The organism is Andreprevotia sp. IGB-42, assembly GCF_009848685.1.
Lineage (GTDB): Bacteria > Pseudomonadota > Gammaproteobacteria > Burkholderiales > Chitinibacteraceae > Andreprevotia.
This window is the reverse complement of sequence record NZ_WXTX01000005.1, coordinates 186,286-207,715: the sequence shown is the minus strand read 5'-3', so window position 1 is coordinate 207,715 and position 21,430 is coordinate 186,286. Positions and strand designations below refer to the sequence as shown.

The 21,430-nt window shown below is 55.9% G+C and carries 21 protein-coding genes; 6 read left to right on the top strand and 15 right to left on the bottom strand.

What is annotated here, in order from left to right:
• Window positions 1–85: 85 nt before the first annotated feature.
• The 7 genes from IGB42_RS09935 to IGB42_RS09905 all read right to left on the bottom strand — a co-directional run bounded on the left by IGB42_RS09935 (window position 86) and on the right by IGB42_RS09905 (window position 8,398).
• The gene (locus IGB42_RS09935) at window positions 86–1,981 is read right to left on the bottom strand and encodes a hypothetical protein (protein WP_159670825.1); all 1,896 of its coding nucleotides are present in this window, start codon (window positions 1,979–1,981) and stop codon (window positions 86–88) included.
• 144 nt (window positions 1,982–2,125) lie between these two features.
• Complete coding sequence (locus IGB42_RS09930) at window positions 2,126–4,219, bottom strand: peptidase domain-containing ABC transporter (RefSeq protein WP_159670822.1); 2,094 nt, start codon at window positions 4,217–4,219, stop codon at window positions 2,126–2,128.
• A gap of 1 nt (window position 4,220) precedes the next feature.
• Window positions 4,221–5,459, bottom strand: coding sequence for an HlyD family secretion protein (locus IGB42_RS09925; protein WP_159670819.1), 1,239 nt, complete (start codon window positions 5,457–5,459; stop codon window positions 4,221–4,223).
• Window positions 5,460–5,654: 195 nt separating this feature from the next.
• Window positions 5,655–5,840, bottom strand: a complete 186-nt coding sequence (locus IGB42_RS09920; protein WP_159670816.1) for a hypothetical protein — start codon at window positions 5,838–5,840, stop codon at window positions 5,655–5,657.
• Between the two features lie 592 nt (window positions 5,841–6,432).
• Window positions 6,433–6,921: a hypothetical protein gene (locus IGB42_RS09915; protein WP_159670813.1), complete on the bottom strand. Its 489-nt coding sequence runs from the start codon at window positions 6,919–6,921 to the stop codon at window positions 6,433–6,435.
• Window positions 6,922–7,087: 166 nt separating this feature from the next.
• Entirely contained in the window at window positions 7,088–7,432 is a 345-nt protein-coding gene (locus tag IGB42_RS09910; protein ID WP_159670810.1) for a hypothetical protein, read from the bottom strand.
• 108 nt (window positions 7,433–7,540) lie between these two features.
• A complete protein-coding gene (locus tag IGB42_RS09905) occupies window positions 7,541–8,398 on the bottom strand; it encodes a LysR family transcriptional regulator (protein WP_201799888.1) in 858 nt (285 codons plus the stop codon).
• A gap of 106 nt (window positions 8,399–8,504) precedes the next feature.
• Here IGB42_RS09905 and IGB42_RS09900 point away from each other — a divergent pair, with 106 nt between their 5' ends.
• Window positions 8,505–9,629 (top strand): S-(hydroxymethyl)glutathione dehydrogenase/class III alcohol dehydrogenase, encoded by a 1,125-nt coding sequence (locus tag IGB42_RS09900; RefSeq protein WP_159670804.1) that lies wholly within the window; start codon window positions 8,505–8,507, stop codon window positions 9,627–9,629.
• Between the two features lie 17 nt (window positions 9,630–9,646).
• Window positions 9,647–10,471 carry an S-formylglutathione hydrolase gene (gene fghA, locus IGB42_RS09895; protein WP_174764201.1) on the top strand — a complete coding sequence of 275 codons (825 nt, stop codon included), beginning with the start codon at window positions 9,647–9,649 and terminating at the stop codon, window positions 10,469–10,471.
• Window positions 10,472–10,924: 453 nt separating this feature from the next.
• On the opposite strand, the gene IGB42_RS09890 is transcribed toward fghA, so the two are convergent.
• From IGB42_RS09890 to IGB42_RS09880, 3 genes are all read right to left on the bottom strand, one after another.
• The gene (locus IGB42_RS09890) at window positions 10,925–11,245 is read right to left on the bottom strand and encodes a hypothetical protein (RefSeq protein WP_159670798.1); all 321 of its coding nucleotides are present in this window, start codon (window positions 11,243–11,245) and stop codon (window positions 10,925–10,927) included.
• A 556-nt stretch (window positions 11,246–11,801) separates the two neighbouring features.
• Entirely contained in the window at window positions 11,802–12,092 is a 291-nt protein-coding gene (locus IGB42_RS09885) for a hypothetical protein (protein ID WP_159670795.1), read from the bottom strand.
• Window position 12,093: 1 nt separating this feature from the next.
• A complete protein-coding gene (locus IGB42_RS09880; protein ID WP_159670792.1) occupies window positions 12,094–12,879 on the bottom strand; it encodes a hypothetical protein in 786 nt (261 codons plus the stop codon).
• A gap of 30 nt (window positions 12,880–12,909) precedes the next feature.
• Between IGB42_RS09880 and IGB42_RS09875 the strand changes: the two genes are divergently transcribed.
• Entirely contained in the window at window positions 12,910–13,110 is a 201-nt protein-coding gene (locus tag IGB42_RS09875; RefSeq protein ID WP_159670789.1) for a hypothetical protein, read from the top strand.
• Between the two features lie 291 nt (window positions 13,111–13,401).
• On the opposite strand, the gene IGB42_RS09870 is transcribed toward IGB42_RS09875, so the two are convergent.
• Complete coding sequence (locus IGB42_RS09870) at window positions 13,402–13,872, bottom strand: hypothetical protein (RefSeq protein ID WP_159670786.1); 471 nt, start codon at window positions 13,870–13,872, stop codon at window positions 13,402–13,404.
• 208 nt (window positions 13,873–14,080) lie between these two features.
• On the bottom strand, window positions 14,081–15,415 hold the full coding sequence (locus tag IGB42_RS09865; protein WP_159670783.1) for a hypothetical protein: 1,335 nt from the start codon (window positions 15,413–15,415) through the stop codon (window positions 14,081–14,083).
• On the opposite strand from IGB42_RS09865, the gene IGB42_RS09860 reads away from it, so the two are divergent.
• Together IGB42_RS09860 and IGB42_RS09855 are read left to right on the top strand one after the other, a co-directional pair.
• Window positions 15,399–16,529: a hypothetical protein gene (locus tag IGB42_RS09860; protein WP_159670780.1), complete on the top strand. Its 1,131-nt coding sequence runs from the start codon at window positions 15,399–15,401 to the stop codon at window positions 16,527–16,529. The two genes, IGB42_RS09865 and IGB42_RS09860, sit on opposite strands and share 17 nt — an antisense overlap.
• The gene (locus IGB42_RS09855; RefSeq protein ID WP_159670777.1) at window positions 16,526–16,918 is read left to right on the top strand and encodes a hypothetical protein; all 393 of its coding nucleotides are present in this window, start codon (window positions 16,526–16,528) and stop codon (window positions 16,916–16,918) included. The genes IGB42_RS09860 and IGB42_RS09855 overlap by 4 nt, the downstream gene beginning before the upstream one ends.
• A 207-nt stretch (window positions 16,919–17,125) precedes the next feature.
• Here IGB42_RS09855 and IGB42_RS09850 read toward each other — a convergent pair whose 3' ends face one another.
• Together IGB42_RS09850 and IGB42_RS21985 are read right to left on the bottom strand one after the other, a co-directional pair.
• Window positions 17,126–17,728: a DUF1007 family protein gene (locus IGB42_RS09850; protein WP_159670772.1), complete on the bottom strand. Its 603-nt coding sequence runs from the start codon at window positions 17,726–17,728 to the stop codon at window positions 17,126–17,128.
• 3 nt (window positions 17,729–17,731) lie between these two features.
• Window positions 17,732–18,859: a nickel/cobalt transporter gene (locus IGB42_RS21985; protein WP_236822542.1), complete on the bottom strand. Its 1,128-nt coding sequence runs from the start codon at window positions 18,857–18,859 to the stop codon at window positions 17,732–17,734.
• Between the two features lie 314 nt (window positions 18,860–19,173).
• Here IGB42_RS21985 and IGB42_RS09840 point away from each other — a divergent pair, with 314 nt between their 5' ends.
• On the top strand, window positions 19,174–19,653 hold the full coding sequence (locus IGB42_RS09840) for a Fur family transcriptional regulator (RefSeq protein ID WP_159670763.1): 480 nt from the start codon (window positions 19,174–19,176) through the stop codon (window positions 19,651–19,653).
• Between the two features lie 272 nt (window positions 19,654–19,925).
• Here the strand turns inward: IGB42_RS09840 and potE are convergent, their stop codons facing one another.
• The gene (gene potE / locus IGB42_RS09835) at window positions 19,926–21,290 is read right to left on the bottom strand and encodes a putrescine-ornithine antiporter (protein ID WP_159670758.1); all 1,365 of its coding nucleotides are present in this window, start codon (window positions 21,288–21,290) and stop codon (window positions 19,926–19,928) included.
• Window positions 21,291–21,430: the final 140 nt, after the last annotated feature.

Genomic DNA, 21,430 nt, shown 5'->3' with positions numbered 1-21,430 from the left:
GGATCGGGTTCGAACTTGATCTGCAACATTGTCCTTCCTCTGTGACCATGCCATCTTTAACCAATACCGCCTGCTGAATGCTGTATCAGGCACTGACTTGCGCAACGCCCGGTATGAGCTCGCCTAGCTGAACAGGCGCATCAAAATCGGCAACCCAATAGCCAGCGACGCGTACGGGGCGAATTTCCTTGCCCTGATACATCAGGCGCAAATCATCTTCAGCCGCTTGTGCGCGGAAATAGCCTTGGGCAAAGATGTAGCGGACCACATGCTGCGCGGGCAGCGCACTGTAGACTTCCGCGCTATACACCAAGCCCTGCTGCACCGTCGTGAATTGCTTGAAGCACTCGAATTCACTGAAAAATGCCCGGGTACGTATGGTTTCATCCAGCACATCGGAAACAAATGCGGTCATTGCGTCAAACAGCGCATCCCCGGCGGGATGCGCATCGATCAAGCCATTGATCCCGGCTTGCAAGCGATCGCGGTATAGCCCAGAGAGGTTGATGGCAAACTGGTCGATACGCCCCAGCAGCAGCAGCTTGAACGCGGGCTCTGCAACGCCGAGTGTCAGCATCATCGCCCGGGCATCCGCATAATGCTCGCGGTATAGCGCTACCAGCCTGTCTATATCCTTGTATTGCTGCACATCACTGGCACACTGTTCAACACCGAGCTCGGTGCCTTTACTGGCAGCCAGCTTGAGGAAGGCAGTGATATCGCACCCGCCGAGCGAATCGGGAATGGTGCCCAGCGGCTGGCCATCCAGCGTGTTTTCCCGCGCGAGGGTCAGGATCAGATTGCCCAGTTCGGTCAGGCGCTCGTTATCGACCAGGATAGACAAGGGAAACCCGGCAATGGTCAGCGTAGCCTGCACGATTTCCTTCTGGTAAATGCCGTAATAGTGTTGCTCGATATCGAAGGAGATGGCGGGGAATTCGGTTGCCAGATCCGGATTGAGATATTTATTGGCATAGAAAGCGAGTGAGGTCAGGTTGCCGACCAGCTGCTGCGCATCGTGCCAGATCGACGGAAAGCCGCGGGAGACAATCGGGTTGCCGTAGCCGCTCAATGCCGTTGTGGTACCGAAATCGATATATTTGCCGCTGAAATCGATATTGCCCTGCGTGAGCGAGCCATGCGCCAGCCGCAGCAGCTTTGAATACGCCACCTGCCTGGCAAACTTCTCTGCGGTGGTTTTCAATGCCGCGATGACAGCATCGAATGACTCCACACCGGGTAATGCCAGCGCTTTATCAAGCATCAGCATGGCTTTTTCCGTGCGGACAGCATCGTGCACAAAATCGGCGCCCAGCTCTTTCAGCGGCTTGTAAAAAGGCGCCCGCTGATAATGTGCCGGCCGCAGGTTGGCCTGCCGGATCATCAAGCCACCCGGTGGATCAACCTGGCCTTCTTTCCTGAGCAAGCCGTAGTCATAGGCGGTCGGCTTGCCGGTTGCGATAACGGCCAATACCCGCACCGCACCGAAGGGCAGCTCCTGATTGAAGACCTCGCTCCAGATGGCCTCCCGAATCCCCTCTTCAACCGTGGCGCCGCCATGGGTATGCCAGAAATCCATCTGCCGGCCGGCCAGCAAGGAGCGGCCGATGCCCTTGGACTGGAAATTGCCGTTCAAGCCACAACGCACACCGCCACCATTGCATTGCTCGCCAAAATCGCCATAGCGTTCGGCGAGGAATTCGCGCTTGTCATCCAGATCGAACGCGCCGGGCTCATCACGCTCGTTCGGGATCATGTAGGCAAATGAGGCCAGTAGCGCTGACTTTACCGCAGCGATCTCGGCAGGCGTGCTGACCGGTATGCCCAGCTCGGTCATCAGATCAAAATTGATCCAGGCCACGCTGGCATTGCTTAGCCGGCAGGCCTCGAACTTCAGGAAGGATTCTTCAGGCAACACGTTTTTGTAAAGCGGTGTGTTTTCGCTGGATACAAATCGTGCTGTTTCAAATGCATCAAACATATCAAACCACCTTGTCAGAAACTGCATTGATCCTGCTCAAGACCGCTAACAAAACCCCGCTTGGCAGCATGGCGCGGGGGCGCCGAGCCTCGCTTGCCGTACGTTTTGCACTGCCTTCGTTTCGCGCGCCTTGCCAGCACCGTTTCACTGGCTTTTTTTAGCGGCTGTTAAATCGATGACCCGATCTGCCGATTTGATCGTTTCTGGCCGATGCGCAATGATCAGCCGGGTAATACGCATTTTCTTGATCGATTCATTGACGCAATGCTCGCTATCCACATCCAGATGGCTGGTTGCCTCATCCAGAAACAGGAACTTGGGCTGTTGATATAAGGCCCGCGCCAGCAGGATGCGCTGCTTCTGCCCACCGGATAGCGTGGTGCCCATATCGCCAACCAGCGTGTAATACTGCATCGGCATCGCCAGGATCTGGCCATGGATGCCGGCAAGCTGGCACACTTCAATCAGCCGTTCGCCATCGTATTGGGCCGAGAACATCACGATGTTGTCCTTGATCGATCCCGACAGCAGCTGGTCATCCTGCATCACCACGGCAACCAGGCTGCGCAACTGTTTCAGCTTGATCCTGGATGCATCGATATCACCAAAAAGAACCTGCCCGGCGCTGGGCTTGAGAATGCCGGTAAGTATCTTCAGCAGCGTGGTTTTGCCGCAGCCCGACGGGCCGACGATCGCCACGGATTCGCCTTCGGCAACATCGAAATGGATGCCGGACAGAATGGCGGCATCTTTTTCCGAATAACGGAAATCCAGATTCCTGACCTTGATCGAATAGGAATCGATGCGCACATCCGTTTTCTCGATCTCCTGATATTCCTCTGATTCATTCAGTGCAATATCGGCCAGCCGCTCGCAATGCACGCTCAGCATCTTGATCGACACAAACATGTCCACAAAAGAGGCAACGCGTGAAATGAACTGGCTGCTGTAGGCGATATAGGCGATCAGCATCCCCACCGACAGCAATTGATCCATCACCTGCAATGCGCCCATGGCCACGATCAGGATGGCCTGGATGCCGAAGATCAGCGCGTTGACAAGATCGTAAACAATTTGCAGTTTTCTGGAGTTTACTTCCGCATTGGCCAGATCGACGGCCAGATTGAACCATGATGATTTCCGGGAATCACTCATGCCGTTCATCTTGATGCTGCGTACCCCACGTATCGTTTCGAGGAAATGATTATCCGAATTGGCCGAGGTGATGATGAATTTCTCGGTAGCACGCCGTAATGGCGACATCAGCGCACTGCGTATCACGATATACAACAATGTTGATGCAACGGTAACCAGCGTCAGGGACGGGCTGTATATCAGCATCAGGATCAGCATGCCGATGGCCATCACGCCATCAAACAATGCACCCAGCAAAGCGCTGGAGATGGTTTGCTGTATGCTTCTGAACGAGTGAAATTTGGATACCACATCGCCCGCGTTTCTCTTCTCGAAGAAATCGACCGGCAGGCTGAGCAACTTCCGGTACAGATTGACCGACCACTGCAAGCTGATATGCACACTGGCATGCAGGATATACCAGTCGCGAATGGATTTGACTGCGCTTACCATCAGGCAGACGATGAAGAAGCCAAAACTCAATACCAACAGCAAACTGCGATCACTGCTTGGAATCACATTATCAATCACCCACTGCCCGAACAGCGGCACCACCAGCGACAGCATTTCCAGTGCCAGCGCAATCAACAATATCCTGATTGCTATGCCCTTCAAGCCTACCACATTGCCGATCAGCAAGCTCAGCGATACTTTCTGCCGCTCTTTCTTCTCTTCAAATGAACTGCTGGGCAATAGCTCCAGCGCTACGCCAGTAAACTTCTTGCTGAATTCGTCCCTGGATAACTCCACAATGCCTTCGGCCGGATCGTGGACGGTATATTTGTCACCCCGTATGCTTTTCAGCACTACAAAGTGATTGAAGTTCCAGTGCAGGATGATCGGTAGCTTGACCTCGGAAAACTCGTCCAGATCAAGACGGATGGCGCGGCTGTTGAATCCCAGATCCATGGCCACGCTGTTCACGCCAGCCAGGGTCAGGCCATTGAGCGTTACATTGACCTTTTTCCGGATGTGATACAGATCGATATCATAACGGTGATACCTTGCCACCATCGCCAGGCAGGCCAATGAACATTCAGAGGCCTCTGATTGATAGATGATGGGCAAATGCTTGCTGGGGCTGAAGCCAAGATCCAGTTTCATATCAGGCGCTTTCTTTCAGACTGAAAACCGGATCGAGGATCCATTCATACAATTTGCGTGTTTCCACTTCAATTTCGGCCTGCACCGCCATGCCGGCGCGCAATGCCGAGGATACGCCATAGGTTTGCACGCTTTGCTGCGGCAGCTCGACGATGAGCTTGTAGAAAAAACCGCGATTGATCAGCTCGTTTTTCAGCTCCGCAGATGCAATGGCGATTTTTGAAATACTCTTGACCCGGCCTTTGTGTGATCCGAATTTCTGATAAGGGTATGCATCATATTTTAGGTTGACCACTGAACCTTCCTTCACAAAACCGATACCTGCCGACGGCACATATAAAACGGCTTCGAGCTTGGCGCCATCCGGGTAGATGCTGGCCAGCAGCTGCCCCGGCGCAACAAACTGCCCTTTCATGACCAGCAGCGATACCAATTCGCCATTCATCGGTGCGACGATGCTGGTTTCCTGGTTGGCCTCGCTCTGGATCAGATCCGTTTTGGCCGACCCGATTACCCGCAGCATTTCTTCCTGTGCCTTCCTCTGGGCGAGAATAAGCGCCAGATCCTGGTTCACCATGCTTTTTATTTCAGCATCCAGCTCCAGCGCGGTCTTCTTCAGATCGACCAGATATGCCTCCTGATCGATCAGTTCCTGTTCTTTCTGCTTGAGGCCAAGGTCGGAAATGAAGCCGGCTTTTTTCAGCTCAACCTGCTTTTTGTAATTCTGGTTGATGATGTCGTATTTTCTTTGCTGAACCTCGCGCTTTTCCTGAACCAGTGCATAGCTCACTTTCAGGCCGGCCAGCTTTTCGTTCAGCGTATTCTTCTTGTTCAGCGTGGTTTCTTCATCCAGCCGTTGTTCTTTCTTCAGGCTGGATATCTTGTCTTCTGCGGATCTGCTGATTGATTCCTGCACCGGGGCTTTGGCAAACCGTTCGTTGGAAATGGAGAACAGGTTCTGCCTGGATGCCACCTTGGCGCCCTCTTGCGCCTTGATTTCCATCACCACGCCACTGGTCGTTGCCAGGATTTTCAGCTCGCCGTTTGCCGGTTGCAGCGATCCGGATACCGAAATCTTTCTGGTATAGCTTGTCAGCGTGATCATCAGCAGCAATACCAGCACCAGCAGCACCGCGGCGGATGCCAGTACGCCAAGCCCGAATGGCCGGCTCAACACGATGGAGCCCAGGTTTTGCGAGTCGGTACCTTCGAGCGCTTCTTTTCTGTACAGATCCGTCATTTCAATCCAAACCATACTGCATCAGATTAACTGCCATGCTGCCTGGCTTGATATATGGCAACGCAACAGCCGATTATTCCTGTCACACTTGATGGCAACCAATGAATGCCATGTAACCTGCAAATGAAAGGAACGGATTGCGCCGCTCCTTTCACCCGGTCATTTATCCGGCTTTATCAGCCGGATAATGGCCCCTTATGCTTCCCACGAATATTTGACTTCATTCGGGTTGCCACCGGTATTGCCGCCGCCGGTGCTGCCGCCACCGCTGCTCGGCGGAGTCGGAATGGTCAGGTCGGTACCCGGGCCTTCGAAAGACAAGCGCACTTCTGTAGCAGCACCAGCAACAACATTCATTTCATCCAATGACAGCAAACGCATGATTAAAATCCCTTGAAATAGGTGATTGGTTTGAAAGATGCCATTCTCCCGTAAGAAAACAGCCAGAAGATATTACGACAAACGGTAACAATCTTTTTGTGTCATTAAACTTTGCCAACATTTTTGTTGTTTATATGACATAAATCTTGATGCCTATAACCACCTGGAAAGGCACCGTCACGCCCTCGACCACAGCGGGCAATCCGGCTTGTTTTTGATTAAATCAAACATTTGTATATCGGCATGGGTCGATCAGTTTTTCCGGGATGCCCTGGACGGGATGCAACACCTGAAACCGGCAATAAATTTCGTACAGTGTAATAATAATCACCCAATAACAATCGGCATAAAATCGCCATACGCCAAATATTCCATGCAAATTCATGGCCTATTTGAATTTTTTTCTACATCATGTGCAAATTAATATGTAAGAAAGAAAAGGATGAATAGAATTACACTCCACCTGAAAGCAGATAACTTATGCAAAAACCAACTGCTGACACGCGGAGAGATGGCTGATTCGTGCTGCTGGAAAATGGAAAACCCGCCACATGCGGCGTGGCGGGTTTTTGCCTGGCTGGCACAGCGGCGATCAGAAAATGAAGCGGAAGCCCCTGTCGAATACCTTGGGCTGCGGCAAGCCGCTGCCGGGTGTATGGGCCTTGTTGACAAAGGCCTGGGCAAACTGCGTCATGTCCCGCACCAGCGCGGGCATGCTGTCGGCGCTGACCTGATCCAGCAGTTCGCCTTGCCTGCTGCGGCCAAAGCCGCTGCTGTTGTCCTTGGTGAACACCACCCTGCCTTTGTCGAGGGTGAAAAAGAACGACAGGCTATGACGCTTGGCTGTACCGCCAAAACCGGGTGCCCACATCACCGAGAAACTGATGTGCAGTTCATCGAACAGGTTGTTGCCATCGATGTGGATACTGACATGCGGAGATACATCCAGCCCGCCTTCATCCTCGACATTGAACCAGCAATAGAGGGTACGGTCGCTGCGGCTGCCCGGTTCGCGCTGATACACGCTGGAATACGGTGCGCCGCTGACACTGAGGCGGTCGGGGATGTCTCTGGCAAGCATGACGATGTCCTGATTCTGAAAGTGCTTCATCGTAGCGGGTGTTGATGACTGTTGCCATCGCCCCCATGAAAACAGGCATGACCCCGGTGCAGCTGCGGCATGTACCTGAAGCGACCCCCGGCAACTGCGGGCCTTTATCGTGCTCGCTTGGTCAGGTGATCCTTGTTCAGCCAGATATCATCAACACGATGCCGCAAGGCACAGTCGCCAGAAAAGCACACAGCGCACCATCGCGCAGTGCCTGCCAGGTGGACCAGCTGCGTGTTCGAAAACCGAACAACAGCAACGCCAGCACTCCAAAGGCCACCACGGCCAGAAAGGCAGCCGGCAACAGGTAGTACAAGCCCGGCGGCAACAGGAATAGCGCGATGAAAACGCCCCATTGCAGCTTGCGGATTGCCGCCGGCGCAGGGCCGAAGCGGGCGGCATGGCGCAAGCGGCTTTGCCGGGCTGCCCACAAGGTAATGGCGGCACTCGCCAGGGTAGCGCTGAGGTTCAGGAAGGGCGGCATTCAGTATGCATGCTTCAGAAGATAGCCGGCGTGGCGCCACAGATGATCAGCCATTGTGCAGCTGCCTGACGGCCAGCTCCAGCTCGGCATCGCCGGGAGTGAGCGTGGTCACTGCTGCAGTGCCTCGATAAACCCCAGCACCTTCAGCGGCACAAAACGGTTGCGCGGGTAGTTGGCCCAGATGCCGTCGGTCATGGTGTAGGCGCCCAGCAGGCCGCGCAATGCGCCGTTGGCAAGATGCTGCTGCACGTAATAATCCGGCAGTTGCACCAGCCCCAGGCCGCTGAGGGCTGCGTTGACCAGCGCGGCACCACTATTGCAGCGCAGCTTGCCGGCCACGCTGATCTCGCGCATGCGGCCATCCGGCTCCTTGAAGCGCCAGACGTTGACGGTGCCCACCAGGCACTGGTGCTGTTTCAATTCTGCCAGCGTATGGGGCTCGCCAAAGCGGGCGAGGTAGCCAGGGGATGCGCACACGTAGTGGGTACGGGTGCCCAGCTGCTTTACCATCAACGATGATTCATCCATCGGCCCCAACCGGATGCCCAGATCGTAGCCTTCTGCCACCAGATCCACCTTGCGGTTATCCAGGTTGAGCTCGGCCGTGATTGCCGGGTGGTCTTGCAGATAACGGTGTAGTACCGGTGCGATCACGCTTTCGCCGTAGTGCACCGGCGCGGTGATGCGCAGGTGGCCATTGGGGCGGTCCAGCGCGTGGGCCAATGCCTGTTCGGCCTGGCGCAGGCCGTCGAGCAAGGGGCGACAGTGCTGGTAATAGAGCTGGCCGGCCTCGGTGACGCTCACCTTGCGTGTGGTCCGGTACAGCAACCGGGTGGCCAGCCGTTGTTCCAGCGCGGACACCTGCCGGCTGATCTGGGCAACAGATAGGCCCAGCCGCTGCGCAGCGCCGGTGAAGCTATGCGTTTCCACCACCGCCACGAACTCGCTCACGCCCAGCCAATCCATCACTATTACCCATCAGCAAAAATATCTTTCCATTTAGCCAGATTATCCGACCTTTGGTAACAAATAGAATGGGCCATCATCGCCCTGCCCTTTTAAGGATATCCCCATGCAACCCATCAAAACCCGCGCCGCCGTTGCCTGGGCCCCGAACCAGCCATTGTCGATCGAGGAAGTGGATCTGGCCCCGCCACAGAAGGGCGAGGTGCTGGTACGTATCATCGCCAGCGGCGTGTGCCATACCGATGCCTATACGCTATCGGGCAAGGATTCCGAGGGGGTGTTCCCGGCCATCCTGGGGCATGAAGGCGCCGGCATTGTCGAAGCGTTGGGTGAAGGCGTGACCAGCGTGGCAGTGGGTGATCATGTGATCCCGCTGTACACGCCCGAATGCGGCGAATGCAAGTTCTGCAAATCCGGCAAGACCAACCTGTGCCAGGCCATCCGCGCCACGCAGGGCAAGGGCCTGATGCCGGATGGCACCACGCGTTTTTCCAAGGACGGCAAGCCCATCTATCACTACATGGGCACATCAACGTTCTCCGAATACACGGTGCTGCCGGAAATCGCGCTGGCCAAGATCAACAAGGCCGCGCCGCTGGAAGAAGTGTGCTTGCTGGGCTGCGGCGTGACCACCGGCATGGGCGCGGTGATGAATACCGCCAAGGTGAAGGAAGGCGATACCGTGGCCATTTTCGGCCTGGGCGGCATCGGCCTGTCTGCAGTGATCGGCGCCAAGATGGCCAAGGCTGGCCGCATCATCGGCATCGACATCAATACCAGCAAGTTCGATCTGGCCCGCCAGCTGGGCGCCACCGACCTGATCAACCCGAATGATCATGACAAGCCCATCCAGGACGTAATCGTGGCCATGACCGATGGCGGGGTGGATTTCTCGTTCGAGTGCATCGGCAATGTGCACGTGATGCGCTCGGCGCTGGAATGCTGCCACAAGGGTTGGGGCGAATCGGTGATCATCGGCGTGGCCGGCGCAGGCGAGGAAATCAGTACCCGCCCCTTCCAGCTGGTAACCGGCCGTGTGTGGCGCGGCTCGGCCTTTGGTGGCGTGCGTGGCCGCTCCGAGCTGCCGGATTACGTGGAGCGCTACCTGCAGGGCGAATTCCGCCTGGATGACTTCATCACCCACACCATGGCGCTGGAAGACATCAATACCGCGTTTGATCTGATGCACGAGGGCAAATCCATCCGCTCCGTCATCCATTACGCAAAGTAAGCGCCATGGCCGACACCCTGGAACTGATTTCGAGCAACTGCACGTTTGGCGGCTGGCACAAGCGCTACCGCCACCAGTCTACCGCCACCGGCACCAGCATGACCTTTGCCATCTACCTGCCGCCGCAAGCAGCGCAGCGCAAGGTACCGGTGCTGTACTGGCTGTCTGGCCTGACCTGCACCGACGAGAACTTTGCCACCAAGGCCGGCGCACAGCGCGTGGCGGCCGAGCTGGGCATGGCACTGGTGCTGCCGGACACCAGCCCGCGCGGCGATAACGTGGCGGATGCAGAAGGCTACGATCTGGGCCAGGGTGCCGGCTTTTACGTGAACGCCACGCAAGCGCCATGGGCAGCGCACTACCGCATGTACGATTACGTGGTGGAAGAACTGCCGGCGCTGGTGGAAACGCACTTCCCGGTGAATGCGCAGCGCGCCATCAGCGGGCATTCGATGGGCGGGCATGGCGCGCTGATGGTGGCGCTGCGCAACCCGGGCCGCTACAGCTCTGCCTCTGCCTTCGCCCCCATCGTCAACCCCAGCCAGGTGCCGTGGGGCCAGAACGCTTTTGCCCACTACCTCGGGGACGACCGCAACAACTGGCTAAGCTACGACAGTTGCCACCTGCTGGCCGCCGCCAGCAGCGAAATCCCCATGCTGATCGACCAGGGCGAGCAGGACAACTTCCTGCCGCTGCAGCTGCAGCCGGACGCCTTTGCCAGCATCGCCCGGCAACGCGACTGGCCACTAACCCTGCGCCGCCAGCCGGGTTACGACCACAGCTATTACTTCATTGCCAGTTGTATCGAGGATCATTTGCGCTTTCATGCGGGGCATTGGTAAACCCGTCTTTGCATCATGTACAAGGCAGGCGATTCGGCCTGCCTTTTTCTTTGCAAAAGCGATCAGCCAAAACACGCTGCCACCGAGGCACCCACTATACGGCCTGTCATATAGCTGAGCTGAGCAGATACCGGCAACTGGCGATCTGTTCCGTTAAGCCAGTTGGTTATATTTTGGCGATTGGATACGAGCACTTCCCCAGCGGCTTTATCAGCGACCACCAAATCCGTAAAGCTTGGATGAGCTGGAAATGTGAGGCTCGGCAACAAAATGGTCGACCAACTGTTGGTCAGAGCGCCCATATGCTTGCTCACAGGATGCCCCCCATATTCCTCATGAAAGATCAAATTTCCGCCTGATTCGCTTTTCACTATTGAGTTATAGCTAGTTCTCGGAGCAGTTTGGAAAAAAACAGGCCTCGTTTCTAGAGACCAACTTCCCAACAAAAATAAATCAGTACTCAAAACGAACTGAGAACCTCCAACTCCCACCTTCCTGCAGCTTTACAGAATAAAAGGCACGACTCCAAATGCTTCCATACTCTCGAAACAGATCAGATAGCTTGTACAGGCTGGAAAAAATTTCTTCCGTTGGCCCCACAATCTCTCCATGCCCCTCTGGGCTTGATATGGAGATCGCCATTTTTTCCTGGCCGTTACTCTCTTCTCGCTCCACCACCATCTTAGCAGAATTCCATGTTTCTGGCGTTGCAGTGATTAATGCGTTGACCACTTCTTGATCAATGAGTGCTTGCCTGTCAACTAATGAATTCATCTATGAAACCCCTCCAAAACTGACAACTATTGATTCAACACGGACACAGCTCTAACAAGCTGTCCGTCTTGCGTTATGTAGTAGGTAGAGACAAAGGGCCTGTACTGCCCTACATTCCGAACAGGCTGTGCAATGTATCGAACAACAGATTGAGGGTTTTGCGCTGCAAGCTTACTGGCTTGCAGATCAAGACTCTTCTTCAAACCAAGATTTTATGAAGGCGCCTCCGAAATAAGATTATATTGATTGTTAACATACACGGGATTGTCGGCACCTCCCTCAGGAATCAAGTGCCTACGATGTTCGCCAAGTACTCGCCCACCTATTGGCTCCGGAAGAACGCCTTTGCCACGTCCAACATGTGGCCCAGTAATTAAGCCGTCAGCCCGAAGCGGCATCGCTGTCACTTCATCTAAAACGTAAACCGCCTCCCCATTCCCTGGCGAGACGATCCGGGCTTGAGTTCCTCTGACTAACGGAGCAATAAATGGTTTACCTATGCCAGTCTTGTTTGGAACAATAAGCACTCCATTACTGGAGTGCTTATTAATATTAATTACATAAGTCCACGACTCATCAACCAGTCTTTCACATAGAGCATCTCTGCTTTAATTTCCCGTGCATCGCCTCGGCCAAAAGCAACGATGTCATCGCTATCAGAAAAGTTTCTAAGCTGATCAATCAAGCGATTCCTCACCCACTCTGGCAATGCCCCCCAGACTTGTGCAGAAGATTCTTTCCCCATTAACCCAAGACAAAAAGATACGAGCTCACCATCGGTATACAGCCCCTCTTGATATTGACTCAAAATCTCCTCAAGCTCAGTCAGCGGTATTAGGTTACCCATTTCAGCCCCCATTCCTCATTATGTAAATCAACTTATCCGACACATCCCAAGCTTGCTCGTGCAAATTTCCAGCCCAGCCAGGTCCGATCAATTGATCGAGATGCTTCGCCCGCAATGCTCCGCTATTGGCCTCAAAAATGTCCCGGAGAGAGTTAAGTTCATACATTTCATGCGACAAGTGGGCAACGAGTGCCTCGTCACTATTTAGCAGCGCCGCATTCACACGGACAGGAATTTTCCCTGTACCGGGATGATAAAAATCATCCCATTCAATCCAATCGTTCGGCTTGTAGTGCTTGCTTTGCGAAAAATACTCTGCGTCAGCATCAACTCGCATCCACTTATTAATGAAGCCAATATTAATGTCTTCAGGAATATACACACCATGTGCACGTGCCAAATCTAAAGCCTCTGCTGGAGTTCGGAACAATCCATCCGCATTAATTGCGTATGGAGCCATGCGTGGATTGGCGGCAGTACCTGTTACCCGCAGTGTGTTTGGAACATATCCAGCCGCCCCCTCATCACCAAGCTCAGTCCGCTCAACCGCCCCGGAAAACGCCTCCATCTTATCCGATGCCGCCCCCTCCTGTGCTGCGGACGCCATCACCGCTACGGCAGGCGATCGCTCCGGTGTTGCCGTGCCGGGATCAAGCACATCACGCCGCATCAATACATATCCATGCGCCGCAGCCACCGGGGTATAGGTAGCGCTCAGTCCCCGGGTAGCGGCATAGAGCTGTGCACGCGCGAGTGCAGTGAACGGGGTATTGCTGGCGCTGAGCATGATCAGCGGCTTGCCAGCGTTGCCAGCGAGTTGCCGGGCACCCACAGTGGCAACGGATTTGCCGGCTGGCCGTGTATCGCTACGCTTTGCTGCGGGGTTTATAACAGCGGCGTACCGCTGTTCAGCGGCCTGCTGGCCGGCATTGAATGGCGCGATGCCGGGCTGGGCATGGCGCAATTACTGCCGGATACCAGCCTGTACAGCGATGGCGGGGCCGATGTGGAAGGCTAAGACCCGGGTCAGGATGCCGGCTTTCAGGTGAACGCCACAGGCCTGAGACGACAATGCCAACCGGGTGGAAGGGCATTGAAGAAGGCGTTGCACCGGGTCAATGCCCCGATTTGCGGACGAGGCGTATCTTGGTACGGGACAGCCACAGGCGTAACCCAAAAAATAGGGTTACAGATCAACAACCATTCTGCGCCGGTCAAAATAACCTGCCCTACAAGGCTGGATCGGCTAAGCCATGGAAGTCGGATATGCAAAATACCGCCACCTCCCGAATTTTCCTGATTCCGTTCATTATTTCGGAGATACCCCCCCGACCAACTCCGCATCAACTTCTTTTAGCAACCGCTCTAGTTGCCGAGGAATCGTCTCGTCAACGTATGTTTGCGCGATCTCGAAAGGATCAAGCATTAATTTGGCATTTTCCAATGCAGCAAACTGGCCAACCACATATCTTCCCAAGTAACGCGAGCCAGATATTTCATTCACATACCAACAGCCACTATATTTCTGCACGAAGTACTCGCCAATGAAATAGCCAATATGAGTCAGCAACCAAGCCCTGTCCTGATCATCAGCTACGGCCATACTCTGTAATGCGTCATCCAAACATAAGGAGAACTGGTCCGCATGTTTAAGTACTTCATGTGCCGGGTTGACACCCATTCTCCCAATAAAATCTACAAGCGCAGGTACGAGTGCACGGTAGAATTCATCGAAACCAGATTTTCTTTTCCTAACCAGCTCTGCTTCTTCTGGAGTCATTATCCATTCCTCAATGATGAATCACGTAGGTAATTTCTTTGTTCGACAGGTATTATCCAAGCGCTTGGGATGGTCCCGCATCCAAAAAAAATCCAACGTGGGTCATATCCAGAAACGTTTTTTTTCAGCCAGCTATCTTTGAAAATTTGCTGTTGTATTTGCGAAATCAAAGAAAAAATTGCTGCGTAGGTTTACCCTGCACTGTTGTCTATTGGGGATAAGTCTTCACTTCATTAGCCAAAACGCCGCCATTAGTAGTAGGCACTGGAGCACCAACAAACCGGCTACCAGCACCTGTAATGTTTTCTCCGCTGAATGTTCCAGCCGGCACGTCAAAATGCTGCGGCCCTGCCGATCCATACAATTCTTGAACGTACTGCTCTCCTGCCTGCCAGCGCTGAGGGAAAGGCATATTCCGAATCTGCGCCAACGTATTGGTGGTAGGTGTATAAGTCAACAATAGGGGCTGATCAGCCTGTGCTAATAGAGCATTGGGAACTGCACTGTTTGAAACATGCCCTGCCGCCCCTTCTTCACCATGCTCAGCCCGCTCAACCACCCCAGAAAACGCCTCCATCTTATCCGATGCCGCCCCTTCCTGTGCTGCAGTCCTCGGCAATGCAGCAAGATCTGATCGCTCCAGCATTGCCGCGCCAGGATCAAGCACATCACGCCGCATCAATACATATCCATGCGCTGCAGCCACCGGGGTATAGGTGGCGCTCAGTCCCCGGGTAGCGGCATAGAGCTGTGCACGCGCGAGTGCAGTGAACGGGGTATTGCTGGCGCTGAGCATGATCAGCGGCTTGCCGGCGTTGCCAGCGAGTTGCCCGGCGCCCGCAGTGGCAACGGATTTGCCGGCAGGCCTGGTATCGCTACGCTTTGCTGCGGGGTTTACCACAACGGCGTGCGGCTGTTCAGCGGCCTGCTGGCCGTGCTTGACTGGCGCGATGCCGGGCTGCGGCGCATTTTCTGGCAGCACGCGGTCTTGTTCAGCCTTCGCTGCGATGACAGCAGGGGCTCGCTGTTGTAATGCAAAGCCATCATCCAGCGACATTAAAGGGTGGCGCTCAATCAGCCCCTTTGCTTGGGCGTGGACATCCGCAACCCGCTCATCCCTGGAGGGCTTGTCTGCCTGGCTGAGAATCAGTGGTGCGCTGCTGGCTTGCTGCGCTATGTCTGGCGCCGCTGGGCCGCCTGCAGGCTGCTGCAACAAGGTTGTTTCATCAAGGTCCGGCATGGATGTGGCGCTTGGTGCCTGGCCTGGCCGGGCAATCCCGGCGGTTTCGGTATCGTGCTGTTGACTGGCTGCCAGCATGAGGGCAGCGTCGGTATTGTCAGCGATGGTTTGCTGTTGCCGGGCTTGCTGTTGTGCCAGCAGATTGCGTTGTGCGTCGATGCTGGCCGGGTCGGCGACAGTGCTTGCTGCGATAACGGATAGGCCATCCGTTACATCAGTGCCGTAGTGGTCCGATGCTTGAGAAAATGGGTGCGACCGCATGGTCTTTTTCTCATGGAGAATCCTGATGGCGAATCGAACCAATGATTTCTTCCCTCCGTTACAGCGCTGGAACGAAAGCGGACATGCTGAAATTTTCCCCAGTGATGTGGGTCAACGCCTGCAATCCATGCCGACTGTCCCTGCACCGGAAACACCTGCGGGTTTGGAGAATTACGCGACCAACAAAGCAGGCAGGCATGCACTCCGACAAGATTCAATGCCAGCCCCGGAGCGTTCCGCGATCATGCAAGGCCTGCATGACCGGTGGCAAACCTTGCTCAATCAGGCAGGAGACATGGACATCGGCGATTTTGGCAGTTGGGCGCGAGCACAGTTGGCCGAACGTACCAAAGCGCTGGCGAACATTGGTGAGCCACAATCTTATAATAGTGCGTCAAGTGGTTCCAGAACGATCTTCCCTGCCGAAAACTATGATCGCCTGCCTTCTGGGCATGACGCCCTATCCAATGCCACTACGGATAAAATAAAGCAGCTTGCGCCACATATCCGGAAATATGGCGAAGAGTATGGCATCCCGCCAATCGCAATTGCAGCTGCAATTGGTGATGAGTTCAATACACGTTCGAGCTTGACTTACCCTTTGCTCAAACAGTCCATCGATCACACGCAAGACCAGCTGCTTCCGTTCGATCGGCAACTGATATATGGGCGTGATTACGTCAACCAGGAGCTTGAAGATGGCTACCTTCAGTTGGTAAAATCAGATCCGGACAACACTAAAAGATCGCTCTGGCAGCGAACAAGCAACAGTGCTGCTGGCGACTTCGGTCCTGGTAACATCTCATTTCGGACGGCCAAGGACCTTTATCTGAAATATCCAGAAAAATTCCCGGCGGAAGCAACAAAACTGGATAATGTCGGTCTGCTGCAATATCTGGTTTCTGATCAAGGCACCGCACAAGTTGCAGCTTTGAACATGTATTCTGACATGCAAAAACTTTATCAAATGAATGTGGGTGCAGAACGCTGGAGCCCGGAACTGCGCAGTGCCTTGCTGGTAGACGCCTTCAAGAAAGGTGATAGTTTCCTGAAGAAAATTGTGAATGCGGTCGCAGAAAACCGCACGCCGGCTCCTGAATTTGGCAGACGCATTTTTGCAGAACGCAATATACTTGATGGGGCGTTAAGAAAATGAAGAAACAACGAAGCAAATTGATTGGCTTTTGCATCGCTGCCGGCATTCTGGCACTGGGGTCAATTTATTACTTTCATTACTGGTACATTCATACGCCATATGCATTCACAGAGGCCGGAATATGTTTTGAACGCTCCATTGTAGGCGGCTCTTCCGATTTTTTCAGCTACGATGCCGTTGACTGTCACAGCGGGGAGCAAATCGGCAACCTGGGTTCTGAATATGCTGAAGGTCTGGACCGCCTGCTGTTTCCGGCTGTAAGAATATCATATGACTATTCAAGCAAACTCGCCTTTCCTGATATCATCGTATCGCATATGTTGTACGAACAGGAAGACCCTATCGTGCTGCGATTTCATGATTCTGAAAGAAAATTTCATTACCGATAATCCGGCCTGAAACCGACCCTGTCTGGCCATATTTTTCCAAATGAGTCCGCATGCTCATTGGTTACCCGGATAAATAATCCAGCCAGTTCATCACCGTTGTCGGCACACTCATTTGGCTTCCCCATCAATGGGGCGAATAGCTTATGAAAACACTCAACTTGGGTAGTACCACATCGTGCCAGTGGTGGATAAACGCGCTGTCGGCAGTTAGCGGCAAGTCAGGCGAGTAACCGGTGGAAACACCATGCCATACAGCAGCGGCGTACCTTTATCTTCCCGCGTGGCCAGCGTGCATTTGAACGGCGATTGCCGGATGGCGATGGTGTCGTCCCCTGCCGCCTGCATGGCGATGTAGAAGGTTTCGTCCCAGATGCCGAAATCCAGTGGCGCCTTGCGCACGTCCTGCGGATCAGCCGGCTCCAGGACGAAGGTATAGCTGAGCTTGCCCTTCTCCAGCCGGGCAGCGAAGCCGCTAGCCGGCTTGAACTTGAGCGGGCCGCGTGGGCCGCGCACCACGTTGAAGTAACCATACCTGGCAAGATTATCGAACGCGATGACTTTCAGGCGGGCCTGCTCCTTGCTGCTGAGCGGCTTTTTGATATCCGCCTTGGGGCGCAGATCACCCAGCAGCATGCTGCTGAATGCCTCATCGAAGGTCCATGCCTCGTGCAGCTTGAAATTGCCGTCCGCGCCGATTACCACATCGGTCTGGTAGACGGCCCATACATGCGGGTGCGCCCGCGCCAGTGGTGCAGTCAGCAGCGTGAACAACAGGATGGGCAAGCTGTTGTGCATGATCCGGGCCAGCATGGTTTACGCCGCAACCGGGGTAATGGTACCGCTAAGCAGCAGCACCGCTTGCAGCAAACCGAACAGCATGATCAACAGCGCGCCGGCAAAGGCAATGCCGCGCTGCACGCGTTTGCCGCGGCCGCCACGCAGCAAGGTACGCTGCATGCCAAGCATGCCCAGGCTGATAGCCGATACGGTAAGTGCAACGCCCGCCCCCATTGCCAGCGTGGCAATGATGCCGATGCCGTAGTTGCCGTTGGCAAGGCAGAACAGCAGCACGATGATGGCACCGGCACAGGGGCGCAGGCCGACACTGGCGCCAGCCCAGAACAGGGTACTGCCGGTGGCACCGGCTATGCTGGCCGGCGCGGCAACGGCTTGCGGCAGCGCATAGCGCACCGATGATGGGTTGGGCCTGTTGGACGTATTGAACGTGTTGGCAGGTAACCTGGCGCCGGGTTTGCGGCGCAACGGCGGCACCAGCGCATGAGCAGGCCGGGTGCCAGCGCGATGGTCATGGCCGCAGCTATCCAGCCCCTTGCCCAATCGCCGCAGGATCACTGCGCCGTAGAGCGCGATTGCCAGATAGCTGACCGCTTCCAGTGTGCCTGCATGGCCCAGCAGATCATGCGCGCTGATTTTCAGCACCCCGGCCAGCACGCTGACCAGCGCGATGGCGGACAGTGCCTGCACCAGCGCCGCCCAGCCACTCATCATCAGGCCGTGGCTGATGCGGGCGCGCTGGGTAAGGAAATAGCTGCCGATCACCACCTTGCCATGGCCCGGCCCCAATGCATGCAGCACGCCATAGGCAAAAGACAGCAACACGATCAAGCCGCTGCCGCCCCAGCCCGCATCAGGCTGCCGGGCCAGTGCATGGCGGATTTCCCGGTTGAGTGCCGACTGCCAGCGGATGGTGGCAGCCAGCGCGCTGCGCAGTGGCTCGGGTATTGATACTGCGGAAGGGGGTTCAACGGGGTGTGCGGCGCCTGGCGCCTGTTGCTGCCCGGTGGCGCTGGCGGTAACGGCAGCAGGTGACGGGCCGTCCTCGCGGCCGAAGTAGTCTGCCGCACCGGCAGTGGCAATGCATGCCAGGCACAGCAGCAGGCCACAGATGCCACGCAGGGGGTGGCTGGAAATGAACTGCATCACGGTCACTGGCTCACTCGGGCGGATTGTGGCTGGCTCTGGCAAGGCGGATCGGCCCGCTGCTGCCGGGCGCAACTGCACGCAGGGCGGGCAGCAACATGGGATTGGCAGATACCGCGGCGACGACGATTGCCGCACCGGCATTCTGTGGGTTGATGGCCGTTACGGCAAATCTGGTCGGCTGGTGCACATGGCAACGGGAGAGATCAGGAACGCCGCGATGCCCCGGCGGCACCAGCACTCCACCACCGCAAATTCGACGCCTGCCGGGGGCTGGTTTAAGCTTTGCGCTTCAACGCGTACGAGCAGCCACCATGCCCCCGGAAACCCCGACAGAGATAACGCCAGACATCAGCGCACGGCTGGCGCAGGCCGAGGAGATCTGCCGTGCCAATGGCAGCCGGCTCACACAGATACGCCGCCAGGTGCTCACCTTGCTGTTGCAGCACAAGCACAGCGTGAAGGCCTACCAGTTGCTGGATGAAATGAAGGCCGTGCATGCCAATGCCACGCCCCCTACCGTATACCGTGCGCTGGAGTTCCTGCAGAACGAGGGCCTGGTGCACAAGCTGGATGTATCCAACGCCTTCGTGGCCTGCAGCGCGCATGGCGACGAGCACGGCCATGTGCATCATGGCTTGCTGCTGGTATGCCCGCGCTGCAATGCAGTGGATGAAGTGAACGACCCGAAAATGAGCCACACGCTGGCCGATTGGGTGCACAAGGCCGGTTATGAGCTGGATGGCGCCGGGATAGAGATCAAGGCGGTTTGCCCGGAGTGCCAGCGGCTTTAACAGCCGCTTCAGCCACTCATGCCCGTTGCTGGCTGCTGACGGTGTAGTGCCTTGTTAGTCCAACGTCTTGCCTGCATTCACGCGCCTGGCTGATCACGCAGCAACGGGTTTGCCTGCTGCTTCCAAACCGTTGCCTCAATGATCGGGGTCCGGCAAGCGTGATCAAAAACCAATCAAACGGGGCGTGCAGCCGTGAGCCCGGATGATCACACCGGCGGCATATGGCTGCCTGTAGGACCACCCCCGCTCTTTCGCACCGCAAACCGGCAGCATCAGCCGCCCGCATCCGTACCACCCTGCTGTGCACGGACTTCCGCCCGCGAACGGACATCCTTGTCGTGCTCCATTTTCAGGAAGCGCAGGTTGGCCACGCCCCACAGCGTCCAGCCCATGAAGATCACGAAGCAGGCGATCACCATCGGCACCTGTCCGGCGCTGTATAGCGCGTAGTAGCTGTACAGGCTGGCCACCAGCGCCAGGATATTGGTGACCCTGGCTTTGTGGGGTTCCACATCGGCAAATTTCTGGATGGTGATGATGGCCGCCATCGACATCACATAGGGCACGATATTGGTGACCACGGCCACGTTGACCAGCGTATTGAATTGCTCGGCCAGCTCCGGGCTGATGGTGGACAGCGCCAGCAGCGTTTGCAACGCCAGCAGGATCAGCATGCTGGCAATCGGTACGCCTGCGGATGTGGTCTTGCGGAACACATTGCTGAAGTAGCCGGCATCCGCCGAACTTTTGAACACTTGCGCCACGGTGAACTGCCAGCCCAGCAGGGAGCCGATGCAGGCAAACACCATCAGGCCGGTAACGATATTGCCCACCAGCGGGTTGAACATGCGGGCAAAGGTCAGGCCGAAGGGCGCGGTGGAGGCAGCCAGCTCGGCATTGGGCACGATGCCGGCAATCACGTTGGTGGAAATGATGTAAATCACCGCCGCGCCAATGGTCCCGCCCAGCACGGCAATGGGTACATTGCGCTCGGGATTCTCCACCGCATCCGAGTTGGCGCACGCCGATTCCAGCCCGAGGAATGCCCACAGCGTGATCGAGATCGACCCGCCCATGGCCTCGAAGATGGGGGTGTTGTGCGGGTTCCACGCCGCCAGCCAGGTTGAACCGCTGAACCAGAACCAGCCTATGGTGGCAACAGCCAGCACCGGCCCGATCACGCCCCAGATGGAAACGCTGCCGATGCGGCCGGTAATGCGCGCGCCGCCGAAGTTGGCGATGGTGGTCAGCCACAGCAAGCCGATGGTTGCCAGCCCCACGCCCAGCGGGCTGAGTTTGGCGCCGAACAATTCGGTGGCATACCCCACCGCGGTGATGCTGATGGCCACATTGGCAATCACCAGTGACAGGCCATAGGTGTAGTTGGCCATGTAGTTGCCACCCCGGCCAAACGCGTATTCCGCATACCCGCCCATGCCGCCGGCCTTGCGGCTGAACAGTGCGCATTGCGCAAACACATACGCCAGCGCCAGCGAACCACCGGCGGTGATCAGCCACGAAGTGATGGAGATGGTCCCCACCTGCGCCAGCTTGGCCGGCAGCAGGATGATGCCGGAGCCGATCATGTTCACCGCCGTGAGGATGGTGAGCTGGGTAACCGTCATTTTCCTGGACATGGCGCTTCCAATCAGGGAGTGGGCTTGCCCGGTGGCGAGCTACCGTAGTAGTAGCCCTGCATACCCGCCAATGCAAATGAAATTGCAAATGGATAACCTATATTAAGCATGGAGCAACACCCCCGTCAGCAGCCAAGGAA